Below are 24,504 nucleotides of genomic sequence, written 5' to 3' on the forward strand. Positions count from 1 at the left end.
GATAGACTTTCCGTGCTTCCTGAAGCCCGCGCGCTGCTGGCGCGGGCACCACGGCAATGAAAACACCGCAGGAAAACAAGCATGTAGCTGACAAGACCAGACCTTAGCGATTCATTCGCTGATCTCGATTGCAGAGTAGCGCGAAGCTATCACCTCTACCAGAGGCGCTTGAATGGCTTGGAGGAAATGTTCAGACGGCGGATGAGATGTCGAGGATTTGAATACTGTTCTGGTCTTTGAGGATCTTGACCGTGGGCTCGGGTTTGCGGCCCTCGAGGTCATTGAGGTCGAGTTCAGCGGCGACGGGCACCAGCTTGCTGCGGATCAAATGCGCAGCGTCTTCGAGGCTGGGCTTATGTTCGCAGCTGAACTGCTCCACGGACTGCACGCCGTGATCATCAACGAAAGTAATTTGCCACTTTTGCATCAATGCCTCCTCGATAAAGCCCGCATGTGGGCTCACATCTATCGGACCTTGAGGGTTTGCCAAACGTTCCACTCAAGGCAGGAGGCACAGGATCCGCCGCGCTTACTTTTCGGCGTGTTCCTTCAGGGCTTTCAAGGTGTTGAAGGGCGCGTCCACCACGAACTTGTTGGCCAACCACGACGGCACGCTACCGCCCGGCTCGGTGTGCACCTGGTAGGTCACTTCGGTCTCATTGGCGCCTTTGGGCACCAGCTTCCAGAAGCCTTCCACCTGGGCGACCCGGACATAGCCTTTTTCTTCCGGCTTGTAGGTCGGCACGCCCTGCAATGTACGGGTAACGGTACCGTCAGCGGCCTTGGTGGTTGTGACATGGATATACGAGTCGCGGTCCGTCACCGGGAACGGCGCCTTGAACTGGGTGTAGGTCCAGGCCTCATCGCCTTTCTTGTCGACCAGCTTCTGGGATTTGCACTCATGAATCCACGAGCAGGCGCCGGCCACATCTTCCTGCAGGGCCTGGATCTTCGCCACTGGCGCCTTGATCACGGTAACACCGCGATACGCCTTGTACTTGGAGCCGGCCACTTCACTCAGGGACACCTTGATGCCATCCTCGTTCTTGGCGTCTTGCCAATCCTCAGCCTGGGCAGCACCCGCAAACATCATCGTAAAACCGCACACCACAGCCATTCGTTTCAGCGAACCCATCGTTGTATTCCTTGTTGTTGAAGTTCCGATAGTAAAGCCCATCAAGCCGCCGTCATCTGCTCCCACCAGCCGATCAAGCGGATCGCATCGGCCTGGTCGTTGCCGCAGACCTCGATATCGGCCTTGAAATGACTGCACACCGCCGGCCGCTCCGGTTGACCGAACAGCTGGCACAGCAGTTCGACCGACAAGTGCAGGCAGCGTTCGCCGGCAGGTTTGCCCTGGGGCATTCCCGGCAATGGCGAACTGATGGAGGGGGCGATGCAGCAAGCGCCACAGCCTTCACGGCATTTCATGACCAACAGGTCCTCGACGACTCAATGGGATGGCCGGGCTAGAGTACGCCCTTAAACAGCCGTTTTAAAATGGTCCAACAAAGGTTTTTCGCACAAAACAAAAGTGACCGACCAGTCTGCGACAGATGGTCGGTGGCGCGGGTCACTGATGACGGAAAGTTTATTGCTTGAATTCGAAATCCAGCGCGGCGCCTTCCACCTCGCGCCGCTCATCGTTACGCAACTGCAGCTTCATCTCATTGCTGAGCAAACGGCCGTTGATCTGGAACGCGCTGTTGTCGGAAGGCTTCTCACCAAACAGCGGCGGCAATAACGGCACACTCTTGGGTTTTGGCATAGTGCCAATGGGTTGCAGCAATTTGACCATGTCCGAAGGCAGAGACAGGTCCAACTGTGCCGGTGGCAATTTGGTCTGGGCCACTTCGTGGGCGGACTTGGACTTGCTAGCGATCGGTGCGCGTTTTTTAACCTTGGCGGCTTTTTTCTTCGCCTCCGGTGCCTTCTTCGCCGGTAGCGGTTTTTTCGCAGGGGTCTTCTCTTCGGCGCTTGCAGCAGGCTTGGCTGCTGTCACAGGCGACGCCGCCAGCGCAGTGCCAACGTTGCATAGACTTAACAAGCCAACCATCCAGACAGCGCGAAAAATAGAGGTCATATCGCCAACAGCATTAACGGCAGAAGGCCATATGCTCGCTTGTTGTGCGTGGCATGACAAGCACAGAGATCAATCTTGTCCCCCTTTGCGCCTCTCAAAAGCCCGCCGCCGTCTCTTGACATAACTGGCTGGCAAGCATGCCCAGGGTCATCAGCGCCCGCTCTGCCTCGCGGTTCCACGCGGTGCCGCAATTGAGCCGGATACAGTGGTTGAACTGTTCCGTATTACTGAAAATCAGCCCCGGCGCGATACTGATGCCCTGTTGCAGGGCACGCACATGCAGTTCCTGGGTGTTGACTCGCCCCGGCAAACTGACCCATAAAATAAAGCCGCCGGTCGGACGGGTCATCTGTGTGCCTTCAGGAAAATACTGCTGCACCGCCAGTTGGAAGGCACTGAGGTTCTTGCGGTATTCCTGACGAATGTAACGCAGGTGCCGGTCGTAACCGCCGTTCTCCAGGTAAGCCGCAACGCCCATCTGGGTGACGCTGCACGCCGAGTGGGTGCTGAACATCTGCAGGCGCTGGATTTCCTGCTGGTATTTACCGGCGATCATCCAGCCGATGCGCACGCCGGGGGACAGGGTCTTGGAAAAGCTCGAGCAGTAGATGACCCGGTCCAGACGATCATAGGCTTTCAAGGCCTTGGTGCGGCCCAGTTCGAACATCAGCTCGCCGTAGATATCATCCTCGACGATCTGGATATCGAAATCCGAGGCCAGCCGCAGCAATTGTTTCTGCCGCTCTTCGGGCATGGTGCCGCCCAAGGGGTTGCTCAGGCGCGTGGTCAGCACCAGCGCCTTGATCGACCACTGGTTGGCGGCCAGTTGCAGGGCCTCCAGGCTCATGCCGGTGGCCGGGTCACTGGGGATCTCGATTACCTTCAGGCCCAGCAAATCAGCCAGTTGCAGCAAGCCGTAATAGGTCGGTGACTCCGCGGCGATCAGATCGCCGGGACGCGTCAGCACGCGCAGGGACATCTGCAACGCATCGACGCAGCCGTGGGTAATCACCACTTCGGACGGGTCCACCACCACGCCGGCATCGCGCATGCGAATCGCCACCTGGCGGCGCAGCGGTTCGAAACCTGGGCTGAACATGTAGCTGAATGCGCGCGGGCTCTGGAAGCGCGTGACCTTGGCCAACTGCTGGTGCAACGCACGTACCGGCAGGTAATCCACACTCGGCACTGCCGCGCCCAAGGGAAATACGCCTTCACGGCGCGACTCGACCAACACCTGCTGGATGATGCTGCTGCGGGTGACCAACCCTGGGCGTTCAACCCGCGCGATGTCCGGCGTTGGCGCCGTGAGTGCGGGTGTCTGGTGCACGTAATAGCCTGACTGCGGCCGCGCCCGGATCAGCCCTTGGTCTTCCAGGTTGGCGTACGCCTGCAGCACCGTGGCATGGCTCACATTGAGCTGGGAACTCATCTTGCGCACCGAAGGCACGCGCTCCCCCGGCTGATAAACACCACGGCGGATGTCCTCAGCCAGTTGCTGGGCAATACGTTGGTAGAGCAACAGATTGGTCATGACGCAGCACTCGATTTCACGGGTATTTTATTTTTGTGTGAAACATACCGGCACAGTTTAGAAGTGTACGGGGACAGTTGCCACAATAGTCGAGCGCGGGGGGGAGTGACAGAAAAAACCGTGCGGGTCGAATTTTCAGACATTGGCAGGAAAAATGTGGGAGGGGGCAAGCCCCCTCCCACATTCTCGGACAGCGCAAGGCTTTAGCGAGCGGCGCCGAGTTGGCCCTTATCGTCGGAGAAGACGATTTCCACACGACGGTTCTGCGCGCGGCCACGTTCGGAAGCATTGGCCTCCACGGGGTATTTGTCGCCATAGCCCTCGACCTCGATGCGTTTTTCATCGATGCCCAGGTCTATCAGCAAATCCGCCACTGATTGCGCACGGTCATGGGACAGGTTCAAGTTGTCACGTTCGCCCCCGGTGTTATCGGTGTAGCCCTCGATGCGCACCTTGCGCTTGGGGTTCAATTGCAGGAACTGTACGACCTTCAACACTGTGCGGTTGGCCGAGTTCTGCAGCTCTGCTTCGCCGGTATCGAACAGGACGTCGCCCAAGGTCATCACCAGGCCACGGTCGGTCTGGGTGGTCAGGCTGGCGATTTGCTGCTCCACCCATTTGCCCTGCTGCTGCACGCTGGCCAGCTTGCTCTCACGCAACGCTAGTTGCAGGCGCTGGCGCTCCAGCTCGAGTTTGGCCAGGCGCTCGGCGTTAAGCCCTTGCTCGGTGTGTTCACGGGCGATGGCGCTGTAACGCTGGCTCAGGTAGGCGTAATGCGCAACGTCGGCGCCGCTGCCCCAGTAGCTGGACAGGCGGTCGGCACGGGCCAGGGATTCACCCGCGCGGATCACGTCCTTGGGCGCGAAGCGCAACACATTGGCGTCTTCCTTGACCAACTGGAAATCGTTGCCGGCCTGTTGCAATGCCTGCTCGCTGTTGGGCTGGCTGGCACAACCGCCCAACGCCGTAGCGCTGAGCAGTAACACCGCGCTTACACCACGCATCATCGGGCTCATTGGGCTTCTCCCAACTGCAGCTGCTTGCGCAGGCGGGCGATGCGAGTGTTGACCACGTTCAGTTGTTCCTGGCTCTTGCCGGTCAGCACTTTGGCCTCGGCCAGACGCGCATCCAACTCGGCCTGTTCGGCCCGCATACGCGCATGCTTGTAGGACTGGTCGGCCATGTTGGCCTTGGCTTTGGCGAATTTGTCTTCGGCCTGTTTCAGCTCGGTCGATTCATCGGTATTGGCGCCGACCGCGTTGGCTTGCTCCAGGGCTTGCTGGGTCAGGCGCATTTGTTCGGTCGGCGCAGGATCGGTGGCGCATCCCGCCAGAGCGACAACGGCGAGGGCCGCGAAAAGAGGTCGAAGAGTCACTGAAAATCCCTACTTTGTTGGGGTGCCGACGGGCTGTTGCAATTGCGCTTTCCAACGCTCCAGATTGCGCTGCAACGCGGCTTGCGTCACACCGGACGCGGGCAATTCTGTCATCTTTTTTGCCAGCTGTCCGCGCAGCCACGGATCGTTGCAGGCCGAATTGTGGGAAATCGCCAGGTACAGGCCTGGCTGGTCGATCGGTACTTCGCGTGCGACCAGGTCATGATCCATGCCCAGGGTCTGCGCCATGGCCATCCCGGAATAGCGGCTGGCGAGCACATAGTCCACCTCCCCCAGCAACAGTTTCTGGAACGCCGGCGTCAGGGTGGGCAGACGCTGCAGGGTCAGTTGCTGACTGGCAAAGGTTTCGAACCCGGCACTCAAACGTGCGCGCTCCGAAACCGCACCCTTGTGGCCGTGCAGGTCGCCAGCGGCGGCATAAACCAGGGGCGAGTCCTTGCGCGTCCAGACCAGGTAATCGATCTGCACCAACGCCGGGTGGATGTAGTCGAGGGTTTCCAGTTCGCCGAGATTCAACGGCGCATCGGCGAGTATGTCCATGCGTCCGCTGCGCACTTCATCCAGGGCCAGGGAGCGTTTACCGCCGTAGAGCAGGTCGATTTTCAGGCCCAGGTCTGCAGCGACTTGTTGCAGCACATCGGCGGTGGCGCCGATCAGGTGGGTCGGGTCCTGCGGGTCGCGCCACAGCAACGGCGGGGCATCCGGGCTGCCGGTGATCACCAGGCGTTCGCACTTGCCGGCTGCCTGCGACAACGTCGGCAGCAGCGCAAGGCCCAGCAGCAGGATCAGGGGACGCAATTGCATGGCGAGGTGCTCCAGCAGGTCAAAAAAAAGCCCGGTCATCAGACCGGGCTCTTTATAAGTGAAGCGACTGGATTAGACCAGCTTCTCCAACTCAGGGACAGCTTCGAACAAGTCCGCGACCAGGCCGTAATCAGCCACCTGGAAGATCGGTGCTTCTTCGTCCTTGTTGATCGCAACGATCACCTTGGAGTCTTTCATACCGGCCAAGTGCTGGATCGCGCCGGAGATACCGACCGCGATGTACAGCTGTGGCGCAACGATCTTGCCAGTCTGGCCGACCTGCATGTCGTTGGGTACGAAACCTGCGTCGACGGCAGCGCGCGAGGCGCCGACCGCAGCGCCCAGCTTGTCGGCCAGGGCGTACAGGTGCTTGAAGTTGTCACCGTTCTGCATGCCGCGCCCGCCGGAAACGACGATCTTGGCAGCGGTCAGCTCAGGGCGATCCGACTTGGCCAGCTCTTCGCCGACAAAGCTGGAAGTACCGGCGTCGTGGGCGGCAGCAACCGCTTCTACAACAGCCGAACCACCTTCAGCGGCGACCGGGTCGAAACCGGTGGCACGCACGGTGATGACCTTGACCGCAGCGTTGGACTGTACGGTAGCAATGGCGTTACCGGCATAGATCGGGCGCTTGAAGGTATCGGCGCTTTCAACCGAGATGATCTCGGAGATCTGGTCGACGTCCAACTGCGCGGCAACGCGTGGCAGGATGTTTTTGCCGTTGGAGGTAGCCGCCGCCAGGATGTGGCTGTAGCCCTTGCCGAGCTCGGCAACCAGCGGCGCAACGTTTTCCGGCAACTGATGCGCGTAGGCAGCATTGTCAGCGTTCAGGACTTTGCTCACACCGGCGATCTTCGCGGCGGCTTCAGCCACGGCGCCAGCGCCCTGTCCGGCAACCAGTACGTGGATGTCGCCACCGATTTTAGCGGCAGCAGCCACAGTGTTCAGCGTGGCCGGGGCCAGCACTTTGTTGTCGTGTTCTGCGATTACCAAGATAGTCATGGTTAGATTACCTTCGCTTCGTTTTTCAGTTTCTCGACCAGTTCAGCCACCGACTTGACCTTGATGCCCGCGCTGCGTGCAGCCGGCGCTTCGACTTTGACGGTCTTGTTGGTGGAGGCGGTGGAAACGCCCAAAGCATCTGGAGTCAGCACTTCAAGAGGCTTCTTCTTGGCTTTCATGATGTTTGGCAGGGACGCGTAGCGCGGCTCGTTCAAACGCAGGTCGGTGGTGACGATGGCCGGCAGGCTCAGGGAAACTGTCTGCGCGCCGCCGTCGATTTCACGGGTCACTGCCACCTTGTCGCCGCTCACTTCCACTTTGGAGGCGAAGGTGCCCTGGCCGTAACCGGTCAGTGCAGCCAGCATCTGGCCGGTCTGGTTGTTGTCGCTGTCGATGGCTTGTTTGCCAAGGATCACCAGCTGAGGCTGTTCCTTGTCGACGACGGCCTTGAGCAACTTGGCCACGGCCAGGGAGGTCAGTTCTTCAGCGGACTCGACCAGGATGGCGCGGTCGGCGCCCAGTGCCAGGGCGGTACGCAATTGCTCCTGGGCAGTGGTCGGGCCGATGGAAACCACGACGATCTCGGTCGCCACGCCTTTCTCTTTCAGGCGTACGGCTTCTTCCACGGCGATTTCACAGAATGGGTTCATCGACATCTTGACGTTAGCAAGGTCGACGCCGGAATTGTCCGCCTTGACGCGAACTTTCACGTTGTAATCGACAACGCGTTTGACAGCTACAAGAACCTTCATGGATTCCTCGTTACTCTCCGGTGAAAAGAAAGTCGCCTAGGCGAACCTGGCGGTTGATGCTCATCGGCACACAAGGGCACCTCCAAAAACGTCGGCGGATGACCTTGCTCACGGGAAGTAATGACCGTTCGTCAGGGGTGACTGAGAAGTCATTCTTTATCGCAGCGTGTAAACTGCGCGCCATCACGCGGCGCGCGTCACCTGTCTTGCTTTTGGACGTGCTCTTGAAACCTGCAGTCTGCCTACGGTCAGCGCAAAACCGACCGTATATTGACCGGAACGCCTATTCTGGTCAATACGGCAAAATGGTCAGTCATAAGCCGCGTTGCTTTGATTTACCTAGCCTGCGGGCAATTCAAACAAACGTTTGTATTGGACGCTGCCAGTGGTGTAGATATAATGCGCCACCTAGAGAGAAAGGTAGGTCCTGCCGTTGCCGCAAGACATCACCGAACCTCCACCCATTAGAAAAAAAGCCTGTTGAGCCTTGAGTAGGAGATAGCCTGTGGAACGCGAATACATGGAATTCGACGTGGTCATCGTCGGCGCCGGCCCGGCGGGCCTGTCCGCCGCCTGCCGCCTGAAGCAGAAGGCCGCCGAAGCCGGTAAGGAAATCAGCGTCTGCGTGGTCGAGAAAGGCTCCGAAGTCGGCGCCCACATCCTCTCCGGTGCGGTGTTCGAACCACGCGCCCTGAACGAGCTGTTCCCGGACTGGAAAGCACTCGGCGCCCCGCTCAACACCCCGGTGGTGCGTGACGACATCTATGTACTGCGCAGCAGCGAGACCTCCACCAAGGTTCCCGACTTCTTTGTGCCCAAGACCATGCACAACGAAGGCAACTACATCATCTCCCTGGGCAACCTGTGCCGCTGGCTCGCCCAACAGGCCGAGAACCTTGGCGTGGAAATCTACCCAGGTTTCGCCGCCCAGGAAGCGCTGTTCGATGAAAACGGCGTGGTGCGCGGCATCATCACCGGTGACCTGGGCGTTGACCGTGAAGGCAAGCCCAAAGAAGGCCTGTACACCCCCGGCATGGAGTTGCGCGGCAAGTACACGCTGTTCGCCGAAGGCTGCCGCGGCCACATTGGCAAGCAGCTGATCGAGCGTTTCAACCTGGCCAGCGACGCCGACGCCCAGCACTACGGCATCGGTCTCAAGGAAATCTGGGAAATCGATCCGGCCAAACATCAGCCGGGCCTGGTGGTGCACACCGCCGGTTGGCCGCTGGATATCATGGGCAACGAAAACACCGGTGGCTCGTTCCTCTATCACCTGGAAAACAACCAGGTGGTGGTTGGTCTGATCGTCGACCTGTCCTACAGCAACACGTTCCTGTCGCCGTTCGATGAGTTCCAGCGCCTCAAGCATCACCCGGTGCTGGCCCAGTACCTGGAAGGCGGCAAGCGCGTCAGCTACGGCGCCCGCGCCATCGCCAAGGGTGGCCTGAACTCGCTGCCCAAGATGGTCTTCAAGGGCGGCGCGCTGATCGGTTGCGACCTCGGCACCCTGAACTTCTCCAAGATCAAAGGCAGCCACACTGCGATGAAGTCCGGCATGCTTGCTGCCGACGCCGTGGCCGACCGCCTGTTTGCCGAATCCGAAGGCGGTGATGAACTGACGGCCTACGTCGACAGCTTCAAATCGAGCTGGCTGTATGAAGAACTTTTCGCCAGCCGCAATTTCGGCGCAGCGGTGCACAAATACGGCGCCATCATCGGCGGCGGCTTCAACTGGCTGGACCAGAACATCTTCGGCGGCAAGATCCCGTTCACCCTGCGCGACACCACGCCGGACTACGCCTGCCTGAAGCTGGCCAAAGACAGCAAGAAGATCAACTACCCCAAACCCGACGGCAAGCTGAGCTTCGACAAGCTGAGCTCGGTGTTCATCTCCGGTACCAACCACGAAGAAGAACAGCCGTGCCACTTGAAGCTCAAGGACCCGAGCATCCCGATCGGCACCAACCTGCCGCTCTACGATGAACCGGCGCAGCGCTACTGCCCGGCCGGCGTGTATGAAGTGGTGACCCAGGAAGACGGCGAGAAGCGCTTCCAGATCAACGCCCAGAACTGCGTGCACTGCAAGACCTGCGACATCAAGGACCCTTCGCAGAACATCACCTGGGTGACACCGGAAGGTGCGGGTGGGCCGACTTACCCGAATATGTAAGCCAAGCGAGGCCCCCGGATGGGGGCCTTTTTCATGGCCGACATCAATTAAAATTGTGGGAGGGGGCTTGCCCCCGATAGCGGTGGGTCAGCCACAGATGGGCTGACTGATACACCGCCATCGGGGGCAAGCCCCCTCCCACATTTGGGTCCCATCGTGTCAGCAAGCGCTAGGCCGCGCGCTCTTCGCCGGGGTTGCGCAGGAAGTAGCGTTTGTACTCGCGGCTGAACTGCGACGTACTCTGATACCCCACGCTATGCGCTGCCTGCGCCACGCTCATGCCGTCTACCAGCAAGAGTTGCTGCGCCTTGAGCAACCGCAAACGCTTGAGGTACTGCACCGGCGACAACAGCGTGCAGCGCTTGAAGTGTTCGTGAAAGGTCGACGCGCTCATATGTGCAAAACCGGCCAGTGTCTCGATGTTCAGCGGTTCGGCGAAATGGGCATGCAGGTGGTTCAAGGATGTGGCGATCCGCGAAAACTGCCCCTGCTGTTCCACCAACGCGCGCAGCACATCGGCCTGTGGCCCGCGCAGTGCGGTGAACAATAACTCGCGTACCCGCGCCGGCCCCATGATCCGGCTTTCCAGCGGATCGTGCAGGCACTGTAACAGCCGTTCGACACACCCGCGCATGGCGTCATCGAGCACCACCGAACTCATCGACTCCAGGGTCTGCGCAGCCGGCGGCGGCCCGGCTTGCATGCCCATGGCCATGACCAGTTCGCCAAGCACCACGCGGTCAATGCCGACGGTGACGCCATACAGCGGCGCATTCGGCAGGGCAAACGTCTCGCATTCAAACGGCACCGGCATCGCCTGGATCAGGTAATGCCCGGCACCGTATTCCAGAGTGCGCGGGCCCAGATAGGCGACTTTGCTGCCCTGGGCCACGATCATCAGGCTCGGCTCGTAAATCTGCGGCCCGCGCGCCACGTCGCAACTGGCGCGTAATACCTTCACGCCAGGCAGATTTGTCGGGGAGAAACCGTCGCGAGGCGTAAGCCCCTTTATCAAGGCAACCAACGCGGCATTCGCGTCGAGATGGCGGGTCAACAACATGGCAAAAAACTTCGCGAAAAAGGGATGGGAGCATCATCGCAGATCTGGCGACCGGAAGATCCAAACCAGGTGCACACCCGGACGAATAGGCATGAGACTCGGAGCAATCACCATGGCCGCATCCGGGAGTGGCGCGGAGAATGGCCCGCCTCACTTGTCACTGCTTTTGCGAGGTTTCTCCATGTACACCGCCATCGGTTACGCCGCCCAGTCGGCCACCACTCCCCTCGCCCCCATGTCGTTCGAACGCCGCAGCCCGCGCGCCGATGACGTGGCAATCGACATTCTCTACTGCGGCGTGTGCCACTCCGATATTCACCAGGCGCGCAACGAATGGGGCATCGCCGTTTACCCACTGATGCCGGGCCACGAGATCGTCGGTAAAGTCACCGCCGTCGGCGCCAGCGTCACCGCCCATAAGGTGGGTGATCTGGTCGGCGTAGGCTGCATGGTCGACTCGTGCCGCCAGTGCACAGCCTGCCAGGCGGACCTGGAGCAATACTGCCTCGAAGGCCCCACCATGACCTACGCCACCCCGGACCGGGTGGACGGCAGCAACACCATGGGCGGCTACTCCGACAGCATCGTGGTCAGCGAGCACTTTGTGGTGAAGATCCCGGCCAAGCTCGACCTGGCCAGCGCTGCGCCGATTCTGTGCGCGGGCATCACCACCTACTCGCCGCTCAAGCACTACGGCGTGAAGGCCGGCGACAAGGTCGGGATCCTCGGCATGGGCGGCCTGGGCCATATGGGCATCAAGTTCGCCAAGGCCATGGGCGCCGAAGTGACGCTGTTCACGCGTTCGGCGAGCAAAGCCGAAGAAGGCCGTCGCCAGGGCGCCGACCATGTGATCGTGTCCACCGATGCCGAGCAGATGAAAGCCGCCGCCGGGCACTTCGACTTCCTGCTCGACACCATCCCGGTGCAGCACGACCTGAACCCCTACCTGGATGTGCTGCGCTTTGACGGCGTGCATATCCTGGTCGGCCTGATCGAGCCGGTGGACCCGCCCGTCAACGCCGCCAAACTGGTGTTGGGCCGTAAAGTGCTGGCTGGCTCGCTGATCGGCGGCATTGCCGAAACCCAGGAAGTCCTGGATTTCTGCGCCGAGCATGGGATCACCTGCGACATCGAGATGCTCGACATCCGCCAGATCAACGAGGCTTACACACGGATGATCGCCGGTGATGTGAAGTACCGCTTCGTCATCGACATGGCGACCCTGAAGGCCTGATCAGGCCTTCGCGCCCAGTTCCGCCGAGAGCCGAGCCGCGACCTGTTTGATCACAGGGATCAGCTCGGCCATTTTCTCCAGCGGCATGTAGGGCACGGTACTGGCGATGCTGATGCCGGCGACAATTCGCCGGCTGGCGTCGCGCACCGGTGCCGCGACGCAACGGATCGACGGTTCGTTGTCTTCCAGGTCGAACGCATACCCGCCCACCACGTATTCATGCATGCGCTGCTCGAACTGTGCCCAGGACTGCTCGGGGTGCTGCGGCCACTGCAGGTTCTTGCCCCCCGCCGGCAGGCTGACGTGGTACAGGCGCTGCCATTCCTCCACTCCATCATCGAGCATCAACGCCTTGCCGATGCCGGTGCGTGCCAGCGGCATGCGATGACCCACGCGCGAGCGCATTTCCGGTCCATTGCGGCCAGGGTTCTTGTGCAGGTAAAGCACCTCGTCGTATTCACGAATCGCCAGGTGGATGGTGTCGCCGGTGAGGGCTGACAACTCGTCCAGATAGGGCACCGCCAGGTTGACCAGCGGCAGTTCTTCGCGCGCCTGGAACCCCAGTTCGATCAGCTTCGGCCCCAGCAGGTAACCCACTTGCGGTACAACACGCAGGTAACGCTCCTCCACCAGGCAACTGGCCAGGCGGTGCGTGGTGCTGCGGGTGGTGCCGATGCGCCGGGCGATCTCCTTGAGATCCCGTGCGCCCGCCGCCACCGCTTGCACCACGCCCAGGCCGCGCAGCAGGGTCTGGGTGCCGGTAGGGGCGGTGTCTTTGACGGGGGAGTGAGCGTTTTCCTGCATATCGGGCCTATAGATAAAAAAGCGGGGGCATTATGGCAAATACCGCCCTCCTGAACACAGGAGATCCACTGTGGGAGGGGGCTTGCCCCCGATAGCGGTGGGTCAGCTTGCACATCTGCCTACTGATAGACCGCCATCGGGGGCAAGCCCCCTCCCACATTTAGTCCTCATCCGACTTTTAATCAGCGCTGCTTCAGGCGATCGATGATCACCGCCAGCAACAGGATCGAACCGCGAATCACGTACTGATAAAACGTGTCGATGTTTTTCAGGTTCATCGCGTTCTCGATGATCGCCAGGATCAGCACCCCTGCAATCACATGACGGATCATGCCGATACCGCCGCTCAACGACACACCGCCCAGCACGCACGCCGAGATCACCGTCAGCTCGAAACCCTGGCCGATCATCGGCTGGCCCGAGGTCATGCGCGAGGCCAGGATCACCCCGGCCAGTGCGCCGACCAGGCCGTGCACGGCAAAAATGATGATTTTGGTGCGATCAACGTTGACCCCGGCCAGCAGCGCCGCTTCCTGGTTGCCGCCAATCGCCATGGTGTTGCGCCCATAGGTGGTGTAGTTGAGCAGCCAGCCAAAGAACACAAAGCACAACACGGTAATGATGATCGGCACCGGCACGCCCATCAGTTGGCCGTTGCCGAACACGAAGAAGCCTTCGTCCATCACCCCCACCGCCTTGCCGTTGGAGAAGATGTAGGCCAGGCCTCGCACGATCTGCATGGTCGCCAGGGTGGTGATCAACGCGTTGATGCGCAGCTTGGCAATGACGATACCGTTGATCAGCCCCACCAGCAGACCCATGGCCAAGGCAGCCGACACGCCGAGCACCACGCTGTCGGTGTCACGTATCACGATCCCTGCCACCACACCCGCGCAGGCGATCACCGAGCCCACCGACAAGTCGAAATGCCCCGACGCCAGGCAGAACAGCATGGTGCATGCGGCAATGCCCACGGTTGAAATCGCCAGGCCCAGCCCGCGCATGTTCAGCGGCGACAGGAAATTATCGATAAACAGCGCGCTGAGCACAAAGATGCCCAACGCCGCCAGTAGCATGACCCAGTCATCTAGGAACTTGCGCTGGTTGAACCCCGGCCAGAAGCCTTTTGCCGTTTTTACTTCAGACATACCCGTGCCCTCGAATTCTTCAAGCCCGCGTACGCGGGAGTGCCAGTTGCAACAGCCGTGCTTCGTCTGCCTGCTCGCGAGGTAGCTCGCCGGTGAGGGCGCCTTCGCTCATCACCAGGATGCGGTCGGAGATGCCCATCACCTCCATCAAATCGCTCGACACCACAATCACCGCAATGCCCTGCGCCGCGAGGTTGTGAATGATCTGATAGATCTCCGACTTGGCGCCGATGTCGATACCCCGCGTGGGCTCGTCCAGCAGCAGCACCTTCATCGGCATAGACAGCCAGCGGCCGAGAATGGCTTTCTGTTGGTTGCCGCCGGACAGGTACATGATTTTCTGCTCGGCATTCGGCGTTTTCACGCGAAGCGCCTTGATTTGAGTGTCGGCGTTGCCCTTCTCCCAGTGATCGCGCAGCAACCAGCCAAATGCCGCATGGGCGCCACGGGCACTGATGTTGATGTTTTCGGCAACGCTGGCCAGCGCAATGATGCCCTCCTTCTTGCGGTCCTCGGGGCACAGCAACACACCACCAGCGATGGCATCGCGTGGTGAGCGCAGGTGCAGCGGTTCTCCGCAGAGTTGCAGATGCCCCGCGGTGTTGCGCTCAAGGCCGCTGAGCAGGCGCAGCAGTTCGGTACGCCCGGCACCGACCAGGCCAAACAGGCCGAGAATCTCGCCTTTGCGCACCTCGAAACTCAACGGCTCGCGCAAGCCGGGGCCGAGCAGGCCGTCGACCTTCAACGCGACTTCGCCGTGCTCGCGCGGTCGGTAATCGTAGATATCCTGGATATCGCGACCGACCATGCAGGTCACCAACTGGTCGTGGCTCAGTGCGCTCATGTCATCGAAGGTGCGCACGAAGCGGCCGTCCTTGAACACCGTCACCGCATTGCAGATGCGGAACACCTCCTCCATGCGGTGCGACACGTAGAGCACCACTTTGCCCTCGTCGCGCAGGCGCGTGATGATCGCCATCAAACGGTCGATCTCCCGAGCCGAAAGGCTGCTGGTCGGCTCATCGAAGGCGATCACATGGGCGCCACGGGACAGCGCCTTGGCGATTTCCACCAATTGGCGCTGGCCCAGGGACAAGCGCCCAAGCTTTTCTTCAGGGTCGATTTCATCGGCCAGGCCCTTGAGGCACGCCAGCGCTTGCTGGCGCAGCACGCCGCGGTTGACCACGCCAAAGCGCGACGGCATATGCCCAAGGAACAGGTTCTCGGCAACGGTCATTTCCGGCACCAGATGCAGCTCCTGGTGAATCACCGCAACGCCGCTGGCGATGCTGTCGGCGGCGCATTTGAAGGCCATGACCTGCTCGCCGATCTGCACCGAGCCGGTGCTGGGAATATAGGCGCCGCCGAGGATCTTCAGCAGCGTCGATTTACCCGCACCGTTCTCGCCCATCAGCGCATGCACCTGCCCTGGGTGGGCGGTGAAGCTGATGCCATCCAGCGCCTTGACCCCAGGAAAGGTTTTGCCGATTGCATCAAATCGAAGGGCTGCAGCGGTCATTTCCACAGACCGATTTTGGTCAGTTCGGCCTGGAAGTTTTCGCGCGTGATCAAGGTCACTTCATCCATGGCGGTGTACTTGGGCGGTTCAGTGCCCTTGGTCACCCACTCGTACATCATCAGCGCGGTGTTGTAGCCCTCGATGTGCGGGCTAGGCAGCATCGAACCGAAGAAACCGCTGTTGGCTTTCTTCAATTCGCCGATGGCGTCGGTGCCATTGATGCCGATGCCGATCACGTTGGCCGCCGCGAAACCGGCGCTTTCGGTAGCACGTACGCCGCCGAGCACGGTGTTGTCGTTCATGCCGCCGATGATCAGGTTTTTCGCGCCGCTGGGCAGCTTGACCAGCGCCGAGTTGGTGGCGTCCATGCTGCCGGGCACGTCGAGGGTTTTAAGCGCAGCAGTCAGGATATGGTCCTTGGGAATACCAGCCTCTTCCAGGGATTTGATCGAGCCGTCGGTGCGTTTCTTGCCGGTGTCCAGTTCATTGAAGGTGTTGATCACAGCGTAGGTGTCTTTCCAATCCCAGCCGCGCTTTTTCGCTTCGGCGGCCATCGCGGCGCCCTGCTTCTGGCCCACTTCGAAGGCAGCCATGCCCAGGTACGGCACGTCCTCCATGAAGTTGCCCTTGGCATCGACGAAGCGGTCGTCCACGGCGATCACTTTCAAGCCGTTGACCTTGGCCTTGGCGACAATCGCCGGGCCCAGGGACACGTCCGGCGGGCAGATCACAAAGCCCTTGGCGCCATTGGCAGCCAGGCTGTCGATGGCCGAGAGGGTCTTCTCACCGTCCGGCACGGCGATCTTGATCACGGTGAAACCGTGCTCCTTGCCGGCCTTTTCAGCGAAAGCCCATTCGGTCTGGAACCAGGGTTCTTCGGCCTGTTTGACCAGGAAACCGATCTTCACTTCTTCAGCCGATACGAACCCGCTGAACGCCATTGCCAGCGCCACAGCGCCGAGTGTCTTCTTGAACATGGACCACCTCCTTCTTATTGTTGGAAAACGATTTAGTCGTGGTACATCACAGACCGCCCGCCATCGATCATCAGGCAGGTGGCATTGATAAAAGGCGCCTCGTCGGTCGCCAGGAACAGCGCGGTCATCGCCACCTCGACCGGCTGGCCGATGCGCTTGGGCGGGTGCAGCTCGAAAGCACGCTGGCGCTCCGCCTGAGGGTCGGGGAACCCGTTCCAGTAGTCGACGTTGAGCTGGGTTTCGATATAGCCCGGCGCGATGGCATTCACGCGGATCCCCTTGGGCGCGTATTCGATACCAAGGGCGCGGGTGAGGCCGAGCAGGCCGTGCTTGGCGACGGGATAGGGAAAGCAGCCGGGGATGATGTGGCTGGAGTGGGTGGAAGCAATGTTGATGATGTTACCGATGCCCTGCTCGATCATGTGCGGCAGCACCGCGCGGCAACCGTACCAGGCGCCATCCAGGTCAATGGCGAAGCAACGGCGCCAATCTTCGTCGGTCATTTCCAGCGGGTCGCGAAACACGTTGACCCCGGCGCAGTTCACCAGCACGTCCACGCGGCCGAAGCGCTCGATGGCCACGTTGACCAGCGCCTGCCATTGCTCTTTGGAAGTGATATCGACGGCTTGCGCGATAATTTCGGCGCCGCGCTCGCGCCAATGGGCCGCCACTTTTTCGACTTTATCGCCTTGAATGTCTGCGATCACCAACCGCGCCTGCTGCGCCTGGAAGCACGCGACAATCGCCTCGCCAATGCCTTGCGCTGCACCGGTGATGATCACCACCTTGTGCTTGAGGCGCTCGCCGTAAGTCGGCTCGGGCACGGCGGGTAAGGACAACGGTTGTGCCTGCATCGCTTCACCTGTTTTATTTTTGGTAGTGAGTGCTGATGCAGGCGACTATAAACCCATCATTTGAAATATCTCAATATATAAATTTACATCCCATAATGTGAGCAAAACTATAAAAAAACCGGCCGTGATCGGCCGGCTCTGCAACCCTGTCAGCCTTGGGCAAAATCCCTCAGCGCATTGCCTTCCATGCGATAGCGCACCCACTCTTCCTGAGGTTGCGCGCCGATGGATTTGTAGAAAGCAATCGCCGGCTCGTTCCAGTCCAACACGCTCCATTCGAAGCGCCCGCAGCCGTTGTCGCAAGCGATTCTGGCGAGATGTCGCAGCAACTTCTTGCCCGCCCCGCCGCCGCGTTGCTCCGGGTTGATATAGAGATCTTCCAGATACAGGCAGTTGCTGCCCAGCCACGTGGAATAGCTGAAAAAGAACACCGCAAAGCCAATCGGCATACCGTCGCGCGAACAGATCAGGCCGTGGGCGGTAGCGCCTTCGCTGAACAGGCTGCGTTCGATATCCACCACGCTGGCGATCACTTCGTGCCGGGCTTTCTCATACTCGGCCAGCTCAGTGATGAACGTCAGGATCTGCGCAGCATCGCTGGGTACGGCGGGGCGAATCTCGATGGTCATGGGTGCGCCTTGGGCAAATTCAAAGTCCACATACTAAGACGCTTTGATGACTGATTGCAGCGCAATTTCCGTATAGCAGCCACACAAAATCTTACAGGTCGCGCAGCACCGTTCGTCGCCATTAAGGCACGAACCGCAAATAGGGGCTGACCAATACAGAGTAAGGACATTAATCCAAAGGAGACACGTGATGAAGAATTCCAAATTGGCTGCCCTCGCGCTCACCGGCCTGCTGTCTGCCGCGTCGTTGAACGCCTTTGCCGCGAGTTCGTCCACCGGCAAGACTGATCCGGTCGGCTCGCCGCCAAGCCCTGCCACACAGGAATCCCAGGATTCCATGGGCACTGGCCTGGACACCAATGGCGGCGCGATCATCGACAACGGCGCCGACCCGCGCACCAAGGGCAATGACACCCAGCGCCAGGCACCCGCTGCCGTGGGCAATGGAAAAATGGGCCCTGGTGTCAACCAAAATGAGCCGAAGATCAACAAAGGCGACGACTCGAATATCCCAGGTGCACCCAAACAACCTGCGCCTTGATACCTCCATGGCCAGAAGGAGTGTTAGCGATGCCTCGTGGAAGCAAAGCGAAATACACCGAAGAACAGAAACGCAAAGCCGCTCATATCGAAGACAGTTATGAGCACAGGGGAGTGTCCAAGGACGAAGCCGAAGCGCGTGCCTGGGCCACCGTCAACAAGCAGTCTGGCGGGGGTGAAAAGGCTGGATCCGGCAAGCGCAAGGCGCCGGCCAAGAAGGCTCAGGATCGCCAGGATTCGGCCAAGCGAGCGGCAGCCAGCCGTGAGGGACAACCTCGCAGCAGCCGCGCCTCGCTGGGGACGCAAACCAAGGAAAGCCTGATGAAGGAAGCGCGGGCCAAGGATATTCCAGGGCGTTCGAGCATGCGAAAGGATGAGCTTATCGAAGCGCTGAAAAAAGCCGGCTAGACACAGTTCCAACTGTGGGAGGGGGCTTGCCCCCGATAGCAGTGGGTCAGTTATAGATGAGCTGGCTGACACACCGCTATCGGGGGCAAGCCCCCTCCCACATTTGGATGTGTGTTTATTCAGTCAGCAACGAATCCACCTCGGCGATGCCGGGGGAAGTTGCTGGCCCCCAGCGAGTCACCGCCAACGCCGCCGCCGCATTCGCTCGACGTGCGGCCTCAAGCGGTTTCAAGCCCTTCGCCAACCCGGCAATAAATACCCCGGCATGCGCATCCCCCGCGCCATTGCTGTCCACCGCCTGCACCTTGAAACCCGGCACATGCTCGATTTCGCTCCCGCGCCCCACCCAGCAACCCTTCGGCCCGTCGCGCACCACCAACAGCGCCTCGGCAGGCAGGTGTCGATTCAATTCGGACAGCGCGGTGGCGATATCGCTAGCACCAGTAAATGCCAGCGCTTCCGGGCCATTGCTGGTCCAGATATCGATACGCGACAACAATGCGCGCATCATGGCCGAGTCCGGCGCCTTGACCAACGGGCCTGGGTCGAACACGACCACCACCTCGCGCGGCAGCGCCAGCAACCAGTCGAGCAACGGCTGAGCCTTGCCCTCAAGCAACAGGCTGTAGCCGCTGACATACACATAGTCATCGGCACGCGGGACGACCCGGGCCAGGTCCTCGGCACTCAGTTCACCCTCGGCACCAAGATGGGAAATGAACGTGCGCTCGGTGGTGGCTTCGGTCAGGGCTACGCACAAACCGGTGTCCTTGCCACTGCTCGCCGGCAAGGCTATTTCAATGCCTTCGGCCTGCATCGCGGCGCGGGCCAGGTCACCAAACCGACCGTTGCCGTGGCGCCCTAGGTAAACCACCGGCAGGCCATTGCGCCGCGCAGCGGCCATGACGTTGAAGCCGCCACCGGCCTCGAAACTGGCCGACCTGGCCAACACGTCACCACCGGACACAGGCAGGTTATCGAGGGCCATGACCAGGTCAACGATGACCTGCCCGGTATGCAGCAATCTAGGCATTGGCACGCTCGACTGACGCCGGGCGTCGATCGGCAGCGCCGCCCAGTGCGGCATAGACCCCGCCGGCCACCAGGAAGGTGACAATCCAGCCAAGGCCGTTATGGCCCAGCCAGGAGTCAGACAACGGCCCGGCGAACCAGATGGTTTCGGCCGTGGTGCCAATGGTGGTGAAACAAAAACCCAGCACAATGGCCAGCGCCCAGGCGCCGAATGCGCGCCACTCCACACCGCCGCGATACCAATAAGCGCTGCTCGGGCTGACATCCAGCAAATCGCTGGGGCTGTAGTAGTGACGGTGAATCAGGTCGACCACGAAAATCCCCACCCAGGCGGTAATCGGTACCGCCAGCAACGAGATGAAGGTAATGAACGGGCCGTAGAAGCTCTCGGCAATCAGCATGAAGTAAATGGAGCCGGCAAAAATCGCCACGATGTCGACGATCACCGCATGCACGCGCTTGACCTTCAAGCCCAGGGTCAGGGTGGTGAGGCCGGCGGAATACACCGACAGATTGTTCGATAACAGCAGCCCGCCAAACGCCGTGATCAGGTAGGGCACCGCCATCCAGGTCGGCAGCATGTCGCGGATCGCAATGATCGGGTCGGTGGCCGAGGCCAGGTCGTTGTTACCCACCGACAACAGACCACCGAGGGTGATCAGCAATACCAGCGGGATGCCCGCGCCGAATGCCGCCGAGGCCACCAGGCGCGCGGCCTTGACGCTGCGATGCTGATAACGCGACATGTCGGCTCCGGCGTTGGCCCAACCGATGCCGGTGCCGGCCGCCATGGTGCCGACGCCAATGATCATGGCGCTCAGCGGTGCCGGGGCGGCATTGAACACCGCACTCCAGTCAATGGTGGCGCAGAGGAAGCCGCCTACCAGGATATTCAGGGCGCCGAACACGTAGGTCGCCCATTTCTGGATCACCAGCAAGGTGGCGTGGCCCAGGCCGGAAACGGCCAGGGTCAACAGCACGAAGAGGCCGATGAAAATCAGGGTCAGCAACGGCGCACTTTTCGCTTCCACCGCAGAGCCGAACAGGATCGAGCACAGCGACAGCAGCACAAAGGCGGCCGTGGTGGTGTTGACCGTTTCCCAGCCCAGGCGCGACATCAGCGACACCAGGGTCGGGCCGATATTGCCGCGCACGCCGAAGATGGCCCGGGACAGGGTCAGACTGGGCGCACGGCCACGGCGACCGGCGATGGAGATAATGCCCACTACCGCGAACGAACCGGCAGCGCCAAGAATCGCGACGATGATCGCCTGCCAGATGGCCAGGCCACGAAACGCCACCAGCGTGGCGCCAAGCGGCAAGCCCAGGATGCTGATATTGGCCGCGAACCATACCCAGAACAGCTGCAGCGGATGCCCGTTGCACTCGCCTTCCGGGACCGGTTCGATGCCGCGCGTTTCCAATTGCCCGGCGCCTTGGCCGGAAGAAGGGCTGCTCATGTGTGGGGCTCCTGATGTCTTATTGTTGTGGTTGTGGCAACGCTTCAATGACTCAACGCAATGCGAGCAGGCGTTGCACCAGCGGTTGCAGGTCCAGGCCATTCACGCGCTTGACCTGCTCGACCATCGCCTGCGGCCAGCACTGCAGACCCAGACAGGCACCGAGCATGGCACCGAGGATCGCGGCGATGGTGTCGGTGTCGCCCCCCAGGCTGGCGGCCAGGCACAGCGCCTCGAAGGCGCTCATGTCGCCCGACGCCACTTGCTGCGCGAGGGCGAACGACACCACCACCGACTCCTGGGAAGCCACCGAGGTACCGATCAACTCATAGAGCAGGTCAGTGAACAGGGCCTTGTCGCCACTGCCCACGCTCAGGGTGCGTGCCCAACTGATGCGGGTGGACATGCGCCCGCCCGCCACCCAGTGGCCATGGTGTTCCGCCTGTTGTGCAACCTGAGTGCCGATGTTCAGCGCCTCGCCCAGGTCCACACCGTTGATACCGGCGGAAACCACCGCCGCCACCGCGGCCGCGCTGGCAATGCCCAGGCTGGTGTTATGGGTGACCTGGCAAGCCTGGATCACCGCCTGGATAAACTGCGTCGGGTCGCTGACATCGGCGGCGATGCCTACCGGGGTGATGCGCATGGCCGCGCCGTTGGTCGTGCCGTAGCGCCCGGACTCTTCTGGTGTATGCCCCGCGAGGATCATGTCGATAGCGCGCTTGGTGGATGGCCCGAGCAGGTCCTGGGAACCCTTGGCGCGCATCGCCGCTTCCCAGTCGATCAGGCGTTGGGCGAGTACGGTGGGTTCGATCGTGCCGTGGCCTTCCACCAGCAGCTCAGCGACCAGGATCGCCTGTTCGGTGTCATCGGTAATGGAACCGGCGGGCATGTTCGGCGCGATGGGCTGGTCGGGGCCAGCGTCTTGCAGGGTGGTGATTCCACCGAAACGCTGGCGGACTTGCTCACGGCTCAAGGATTGGGTAGGCATGCCCAGCGCATCGCCCAGGGCCAGGCCATAAAAAGCGCCAAGCGCGCGAAGTTCAGCAGTCATTTAGACGCCCCAAATTGCAGGTGCAAACGAAAGTGCAGCGGGTCGAGCAAGCTTTCGACATGCTCCATGAAGCGCTCACGACGGTCATAGGTGGTGCGCGACGCTTTGAGAAACACCGTGCCGGCCGGACGTCCGAGCAGCCGGGCGTCATCATCGCTCAGGGCCTCGGCGCCGATCCACTGGTCGCCTGTGGCGCCCACATAGCCGTAGGCCGCGAGGGTGATGGTGAGGGAATTGTCGATCAGGCCGATGCGCGGCAGGCTTTCCAGGTCTGCGCTGGCAGGCATCAGCGAGCGCTCCAGCGACACCGCGGTGCCGTCGGCGATGCGCCGGCAACGGTCCAGGGCGATGAACTGCTCGCTGCCGAACCGGCTGAACAGATCCGGGCGCGTCACCGCTTCGAAGCGCAGCACCTCGGTGCTGACCTGCGCGCCGGTGTCTGCCAGGGCCTGGGCCCAACCTTGGCGCTGGTCGAGCCCCATGCCATCAAAGGTGACGATGGAGCCGACACCGCTCTGGGTGGCGATGTAGTTGCGACGCTTGAGCTCAGCCAGCGCTTCGCGCAGCGTGCCACGACTGACCGCAAACTCTTCGGCCAGTTGATGCTCGCCGGGCAACAGGAATCCGTCGGCGATCACCCCACCCTCGATGCGGCGGATGAGCTCGTCGACGACGCGTTTTTTCTTGTCGAATCGAACATGTCTAATCATGTACAAAGTGATAACCGAAAGCCATCACTCCCAGCAAGCAAATTATTCACGGGCGATCAAAAAACCGGCCTCAGGGCTCCAGGCCAATCGGGAAAAACTCTCCGCTGCTCCATACGCCAAGCCAGTTCTGACCGTTGATCGGACGGCTCACGGCCAGCTCGACCAATTGGTAGAACGCGTTGCGGTGCACCAGGGCTTCGAGGTTGCTACGCACCCGCAAATACGGCGCCGGTTCCTCGGTGAGCGGATCGATCACCACACGCAAGGGGTGCTCAAGGCCAGCCTCGACCTGCTCATCGACATTGGTAGTAAAGCGCAGCACCTGGCTTTCGCCCTGCCCTTGCACCTCGAGAGTGACGGCGACAAAGGGCGCGTCATCGACGCGGATGCCGACCTTTTCCACCGGCGTTACCAGAAAATAGTCATCGCCATCGCGGCGAATGATAGTGGAGAACAACTTGACCATGGGTTTGCGCCCGATCGGCGTGCCCTGATAGAACCAGGTGCCATCACGGGCGATGCGCATGTCGATATTGCCGCAGAAATCCGGGTTCCACAGATGCACCGGCGCCGGCCCTTTGCCTCTGGGCAGTTGCGCCAACAGATCATTGGCCTTGGCGGTATCGGTCATGCGGGGCTCCTTTTCAGGCTTATTGATCGCTCATGCCCAGCAAGCCTCTGGCGTATTGGGCCAGTGGCCGGGCAATCAGATCTTGGGGCGTGTTGTCATGGAACGTCAGTAAACCGCCACGACTGCGAATGCGTGCAGTATCAATCAAATACTGGGTACTGGTCTCGATCAACATGATCTGGATCACGCCGCTGTCCAGGCCAAGGCGGTCCAGGGCTTGCTGGTCGGTCCATTCATCGGCGTTGCCAATACGGTCATCGGCTGCCGCGAAGCGGCAATACAGCAAATAGTGAGCCCCAGCCGCGCGCGCTTCGGCCATGGCCTGTTCGAGGCCTTCGGGCTGGCGGGCGCGACGCACCATGGGGAAATATTCGACGAAGCCGTTGAACGCTTCCTCGGCCACCACGTTCGGTCGCGGATAGGCGCTGCCAGGCGGCACGAACGCGCCCTGGGCAATAAAGACAAAGGAGTCCGGCTGGATACGGACCGACGCGGTACGGCGTGTATCACTGTGGTCGAGCAAGCCGGCGTCGCTCATCTGATAGCGGGTGCCTTCGGCCATATCGCTGACGGTCATGCAACCACTGAGCACCAACGACGCCAGCAACAAAACCAGACTACGCATCCTATTCCTCCAGAAGCCGGTGACGGAAAACCGGCGAATGGGCGTGAGATGCAGAATCTGCGCCAGCTTGAATCAAAT

27 protein-coding genes are annotated in these 24,504 nt (G+C 60.9%); 4 read left to right on the forward strand and 23 right to left on the reverse strand.

Annotation, left to right across the window (positions count from 1 at the left end):
* Positions 1-190 precede the first annotated feature (190 nt).
* The 10 genes from C4J94_RS20290 to C4J94_RS20335 all read right to left on the reverse strand — a co-directional run bounded on the left by C4J94_RS20290 (position 191) and on the right by C4J94_RS20335 (position 7,571).
* Positions 191-427: a hypothetical protein gene (locus C4J94_RS20290; RefSeq protein WP_124387776.1), complete on the reverse strand. Its 237-nt coding sequence runs from the start codon at positions 425-427 to the stop codon at positions 191-193.
* 102 nt (positions 428-529) lie between these two features.
* Positions 530-1,135: an START domain-containing protein gene (locus C4J94_RS20295; protein WP_124387777.1), complete on the reverse strand. Its 606-nt coding sequence runs from the start codon at positions 1,133-1,135 to the stop codon at positions 530-532.
* Positions 1,136-1,176: 41 nt separating this feature from the next.
* Entirely contained in the window at positions 1,177-1,431 is a 255-nt protein-coding gene (locus C4J94_RS20300) for a YkgJ family cysteine cluster protein (protein ID WP_124387778.1), read from the reverse strand.
* A 160-nt stretch (positions 1,432-1,591) separates the two neighbouring features.
* Entirely contained in the window at positions 1,592-2,083 is a 492-nt protein-coding gene (locus C4J94_RS20305; protein WP_124387779.1) for a translation initiation factor 2, read from the reverse strand.
* Positions 2,084-2,177: 94 nt separating this feature from the next.
* The gene (locus C4J94_RS20310) at positions 2,178-3,617 is read right to left on the reverse strand and encodes a PLP-dependent aminotransferase family protein (RefSeq protein WP_124387780.1); all 1,440 of its coding nucleotides are present in this window, start codon (positions 3,615-3,617) and stop codon (positions 2,178-2,180) included.
* Between the two features lie 203 nt (positions 3,618-3,820).
* Positions 3,821-4,633: an OmpA family protein gene (locus C4J94_RS20315; RefSeq protein WP_124387781.1), complete on the reverse strand. Its 813-nt coding sequence runs from the start codon at positions 4,631-4,633 to the stop codon at positions 3,821-3,823.
* A complete protein-coding gene (locus C4J94_RS20320; protein WP_124387782.1) occupies positions 4,630-4,992 on the reverse strand; it encodes a DUF4398 domain-containing protein in 363 nt (120 codons plus the stop codon). The genes C4J94_RS20315 and C4J94_RS20320 overlap by 4 nt, the downstream gene beginning before the upstream one ends.
* A 9-nt stretch (positions 4,993-5,001) precedes the next feature.
* Positions 5,002-5,817 (reverse strand): ABC transporter substrate-binding protein, encoded by an 816-nt coding sequence (locus C4J94_RS20325; protein ID WP_124389027.1) that lies wholly within the window; start codon positions 5,815-5,817, stop codon positions 5,002-5,004.
* A 72-nt stretch (positions 5,818-5,889) separates the two neighbouring features.
* Positions 5,890-6,819 carry an electron transfer flavoprotein subunit alpha/FixB family protein gene (locus C4J94_RS20330; RefSeq protein ID WP_124387783.1) on the reverse strand — a complete coding sequence of 310 codons (930 nt, stop codon included), beginning with the start codon at positions 6,817-6,819 and terminating at the stop codon, positions 5,890-5,892.
* 2 nt (positions 6,820-6,821) lie between these two features.
* The gene (locus C4J94_RS20335; RefSeq protein WP_124387784.1) at positions 6,822-7,571 is read right to left on the reverse strand and encodes an electron transfer flavoprotein subunit beta/FixA family protein; all 750 of its coding nucleotides are present in this window, start codon (positions 7,569-7,571) and stop codon (positions 6,822-6,824) included.
* 505 nt (positions 7,572-8,076) lie between these two features.
* On the opposite strand from C4J94_RS20335, the gene C4J94_RS20340 reads away from it, so the two are divergent.
* Positions 8,077-9,741 carry an electron transfer flavoprotein-ubiquinone oxidoreductase gene (locus tag C4J94_RS20340; RefSeq protein ID WP_124387785.1) on the forward strand — a complete coding sequence of 555 codons (1,665 nt, stop codon included), beginning with the start codon at positions 8,077-8,079 and terminating at the stop codon, positions 9,739-9,741.
* 169 nt (positions 9,742-9,910) lie between these two features.
* On the opposite strand, the gene C4J94_RS20345 is transcribed toward C4J94_RS20340, so the two are convergent.
* Positions 9,911-10,801 (reverse strand): AraC family transcriptional regulator, encoded by an 891-nt coding sequence (locus C4J94_RS20345; protein ID WP_124387786.1) that lies wholly within the window; start codon positions 10,799-10,801, stop codon positions 9,911-9,913.
* A 181-nt stretch (positions 10,802-10,982) separates the two neighbouring features.
* Between C4J94_RS20345 and C4J94_RS20350 the strand changes: the two genes are divergently transcribed.
* Positions 10,983-12,035 carry an NAD(P)-dependent alcohol dehydrogenase gene (locus C4J94_RS20350; RefSeq protein ID WP_124387787.1) on the forward strand — a complete coding sequence of 351 codons (1,053 nt, stop codon included), beginning with the start codon at positions 10,983-10,985 and terminating at the stop codon, positions 12,033-12,035.
* Here C4J94_RS20350 and C4J94_RS20355 read toward each other — a convergent pair whose 3' ends face one another.
* The 6 genes from C4J94_RS20355 to C4J94_RS20380 all read right to left on the reverse strand — a co-directional run bounded on the left by C4J94_RS20355 (position 12,036) and on the right by C4J94_RS20380 (position 17,966).
* Complete coding sequence (locus tag C4J94_RS20355) at positions 12,036-12,839, reverse strand: IclR family transcriptional regulator (protein ID WP_124387788.1); 804 nt, start codon at positions 12,837-12,839, stop codon at positions 12,036-12,038.
* Positions 12,840-13,021: 182 nt separating this feature from the next.
* Positions 13,022-13,987, reverse strand: coding sequence for an L-arabinose ABC transporter permease AraH (gene araH / locus C4J94_RS20360; RefSeq protein WP_124387789.1), 966 nt, complete (start codon positions 13,985-13,987; stop codon positions 13,022-13,024).
* A 19-nt stretch (positions 13,988-14,006) separates the two neighbouring features.
* Complete coding sequence (gene araG, locus C4J94_RS20365) at positions 14,007-15,506, reverse strand: L-arabinose ABC transporter ATP-binding protein AraG (RefSeq protein ID WP_124387790.1); 1,500 nt, start codon at positions 15,504-15,506, stop codon at positions 14,007-14,009.
* Positions 15,503-16,483, reverse strand: a complete 981-nt coding sequence (locus tag C4J94_RS20370; RefSeq protein WP_124387791.1) for a substrate-binding domain-containing protein — start codon at positions 16,481-16,483, stop codon at positions 15,503-15,505. The genes araG and C4J94_RS20370 overlap by 4 nt, the downstream gene beginning before the upstream one ends.
* Before the next feature lie 32 nt (positions 16,484-16,515).
* Positions 16,516-17,337, reverse strand: a complete 822-nt coding sequence (locus tag C4J94_RS20375) for an SDR family oxidoreductase (RefSeq protein ID WP_124387792.1) — start codon at positions 17,335-17,337, stop codon at positions 16,516-16,518.
* A 149-nt stretch (positions 17,338-17,486) separates the two neighbouring features.
* Positions 17,487-17,966: a GNAT family N-acetyltransferase gene (locus tag C4J94_RS20380; RefSeq protein WP_124387793.1), complete on the reverse strand. Its 480-nt coding sequence runs from the start codon at positions 17,964-17,966 to the stop codon at positions 17,487-17,489.
* 190 nt (positions 17,967-18,156) lie between these two features.
* Here C4J94_RS20380 and C4J94_RS20385 point away from each other — a divergent pair, with 190 nt between their 5' ends.
* The gene (locus C4J94_RS20385) at positions 18,157-18,507 is read left to right on the forward strand and encodes a hypothetical protein (RefSeq protein ID WP_124387794.1); all 351 of its coding nucleotides are present in this window, start codon (positions 18,157-18,159) and stop codon (positions 18,505-18,507) included.
* Between the two features lie 29 nt (positions 18,508-18,536).
* Positions 18,537-18,914, forward strand: coding sequence for a Rho termination factor N-terminal domain-containing protein (locus C4J94_RS20390; RefSeq protein ID WP_124387795.1), 378 nt, complete (start codon positions 18,537-18,539; stop codon positions 18,912-18,914).
* A gap of 115 nt (positions 18,915-19,029) precedes the next feature.
* Here the strand turns inward: C4J94_RS20390 and C4J94_RS20395 are convergent, their stop codons facing one another.
* From C4J94_RS20395 to C4J94_RS20420, 6 genes are all read right to left on the reverse strand, one after another.
* Positions 19,030-19,947, reverse strand: coding sequence for a PfkB family carbohydrate kinase (locus tag C4J94_RS20395; protein WP_124387796.1), 918 nt, complete (start codon positions 19,945-19,947; stop codon positions 19,030-19,032).
* Positions 19,940-21,406, reverse strand: coding sequence for a cytosine permease (locus C4J94_RS20400; protein ID WP_124387797.1), 1,467 nt, complete (start codon positions 21,404-21,406; stop codon positions 19,940-19,942). Before C4J94_RS20400 ends, C4J94_RS20395 begins: the two co-directional genes overlap by 8 nt.
* A 52-nt stretch (positions 21,407-21,458) precedes the next feature.
* Positions 21,459-22,460 carry an ADP-ribosylglycohydrolase family protein gene (locus C4J94_RS20405; protein ID WP_124387798.1) on the reverse strand — a complete coding sequence of 334 codons (1,002 nt, stop codon included), beginning with the start codon at positions 22,458-22,460 and terminating at the stop codon, positions 21,459-21,461.
* A complete protein-coding gene (locus tag C4J94_RS20410) occupies positions 22,457-23,170 on the reverse strand; it encodes a GntR family transcriptional regulator (RefSeq protein WP_124387799.1) in 714 nt (237 codons plus the stop codon). The genes C4J94_RS20405 and C4J94_RS20410 overlap by 4 nt, the downstream gene beginning before the upstream one ends.
* Before the next feature lie 70 nt (positions 23,171-23,240).
* Positions 23,241-23,801, reverse strand: a complete 561-nt coding sequence (locus C4J94_RS20415) for a DUF1285 domain-containing protein (protein WP_124387800.1) — start codon at positions 23,799-23,801, stop codon at positions 23,241-23,243.
* Positions 23,802-23,820: 19 nt separating this feature from the next.
* Positions 23,821-24,426: a DUF4823 domain-containing protein gene (locus tag C4J94_RS20420; RefSeq protein ID WP_124387801.1), complete on the reverse strand. Its 606-nt coding sequence runs from the start codon at positions 24,424-24,426 to the stop codon at positions 23,821-23,823.
* Positions 24,427-24,504 lie beyond the last annotated feature (78 nt).

It is taken from the genome of Pseudomonas sp. R5-89-07, from assembly GCF_003851685.1.
Classification (GTDB): domain Bacteria; phylum Pseudomonadota; class Gammaproteobacteria; order Pseudomonadales; family Pseudomonadaceae; genus Aquipseudomonas.

What these genes read in the sequence shown, in the direction of transcription:
- C4J94_RS20290 (WP_124387776.1), bottom strand. Translation starts at nt 427, where the DNA reads ATGCAAAAGTGGCAAATTACTTTCGTTGATGATCACGGCGTGCAGTCC.
- C4J94_RS20295 (WP_124387777.1), bottom strand. Translation starts at nt 1,135, where the DNA reads ATGGGTTCGCTGAAACGAATGGCTGTGGTGTGCGGTTTTACGATGATG.
- C4J94_RS20300 (WP_124387778.1), bottom strand. Translation starts at nt 1,431, where the DNA reads ATGAAATGCCGTGAAGGCTGTGGCGCTTGCTGCATCGCCCCCTCCATC.
- C4J94_RS20305 (WP_124387779.1), bottom strand. Translation starts at nt 2,083, where the DNA reads ATGACCTCTATTTTTCGCGCTGTCTGGATGGTTGGCTTGTTAAGTCTA.
- C4J94_RS20310 (WP_124387780.1), bottom strand. Translation starts at nt 3,617, where the DNA reads ATGACCAATCTGTTGCTCTACCAACGTATTGCCCAGCAACTGGCTGAG.
- C4J94_RS20315 (WP_124387781.1), bottom strand. Translation starts at nt 4,633, where the DNA reads ATGAGCCCGATGATGCGTGGTGTAAGCGCGGTGTTACTGCTCAGCGCT.
- C4J94_RS20325 (WP_124389027.1), bottom strand. Translation starts at nt 5,817, where the DNA reads ATGCAATTGCGTCCCCTGATCCTGCTGCTGGGCCTTGCGCTGCTGCCG.
- C4J94_RS20330 (WP_124387783.1), bottom strand. Translation starts at nt 6,819, where the DNA reads ATGACTATCTTGGTAATCGCAGAACACGACAACAAAGTGCTGGCCCCG.
- C4J94_RS20335 (WP_124387784.1), bottom strand. Translation starts at nt 7,571, where the DNA reads ATGAAGGTTCTTGTAGCTGTCAAACGCGTTGTCGATTACAACGTGAAA.
- C4J94_RS20345 (WP_124387786.1), bottom strand. Translation starts at nt 10,801, where the DNA reads ATGTTGTTGACCCGCCATCTCGACGCGAATGCCGCGTTGGTTGCCTTG.
- C4J94_RS20350 (WP_124387787.1), top strand. Translation starts at nt 10,983, where the DNA reads ATGTACACCGCCATCGGTTACGCCGCCCAGTCGGCCACCACTCCCCTC.
- C4J94_RS20355 (WP_124387788.1), bottom strand. Translation starts at nt 12,839, where the DNA reads ATGCAGGAAAACGCTCACTCCCCCGTCAAAGACACCGCCCCTACCGGC.
- araH (WP_124387789.1), bottom strand. Translation starts at nt 13,987, where the DNA reads ATGTCTGAAGTAAAAACGGCAAAAGGCTTCTGGCCGGGGTTCAACCAG.
- araG (WP_124387790.1), bottom strand. Translation starts at nt 15,506, where the DNA reads ATGACCGCTGCAGCCCTTCGATTTGATGCAATCGGCAAAACCTTTCCT.
- C4J94_RS20370 (WP_124387791.1), bottom strand. Translation starts at nt 16,483, where the DNA reads ATGTTCAAGAAGACACTCGGCGCTGTGGCGCTGGCAATGGCGTTCAGC.
- C4J94_RS20375 (WP_124387792.1), bottom strand. Translation starts at nt 17,337, where the DNA reads ATGCAGGCACAACCGTTGTCCTTACCCGCCGTGCCCGAGCCGACTTAC.
- C4J94_RS20380 (WP_124387793.1), bottom strand. Translation starts at nt 17,966, where the DNA reads ATGACCATCGAGATTCGCCCCGCCGTACCCAGCGATGCTGCGCAGATC.
- C4J94_RS20385 (WP_124387794.1), top strand. Translation starts at nt 18,157, where the DNA reads ATGAAGAATTCCAAATTGGCTGCCCTCGCGCTCACCGGCCTGCTGTCT.
- C4J94_RS20390 (WP_124387795.1), top strand. Translation starts at nt 18,537, where the DNA reads ATGCCTCGTGGAAGCAAAGCGAAATACACCGAAGAACAGAAACGCAAA.
- C4J94_RS20395 (WP_124387796.1), bottom strand. Translation starts at nt 19,947, where the DNA reads ATGCCTAGATTGCTGCATACCGGGCAGGTCATCGTTGACCTGGTCATG.
- C4J94_RS20400 (WP_124387797.1), bottom strand. Translation starts at nt 21,406, where the DNA reads ATGAGCAGCCCTTCTTCCGGCCAAGGCGCCGGGCAATTGGAAACGCGC.
- C4J94_RS20405 (WP_124387798.1), bottom strand. Translation starts at nt 22,460, where the DNA reads ATGACTGCTGAACTTCGCGCGCTTGGCGCTTTTTATGGCCTGGCCCTG.
- C4J94_RS20410 (WP_124387799.1), bottom strand. Translation starts at nt 23,170, where the DNA reads ATGATTAGACATGTTCGATTCGACAAGAAAAAACGCGTCGTCGACGAG.
- C4J94_RS20415 (WP_124387800.1), bottom strand. Translation starts at nt 23,801, where the DNA reads ATGACCGATACCGCCAAGGCCAATGATCTGTTGGCGCAACTGCCCAGA.
- C4J94_RS20420 (WP_124387801.1), bottom strand. Translation starts at nt 24,426, where the DNA reads ATGCGTAGTCTGGTTTTGTTGCTGGCGTCGTTGGTGCTCAGTGGTTGC.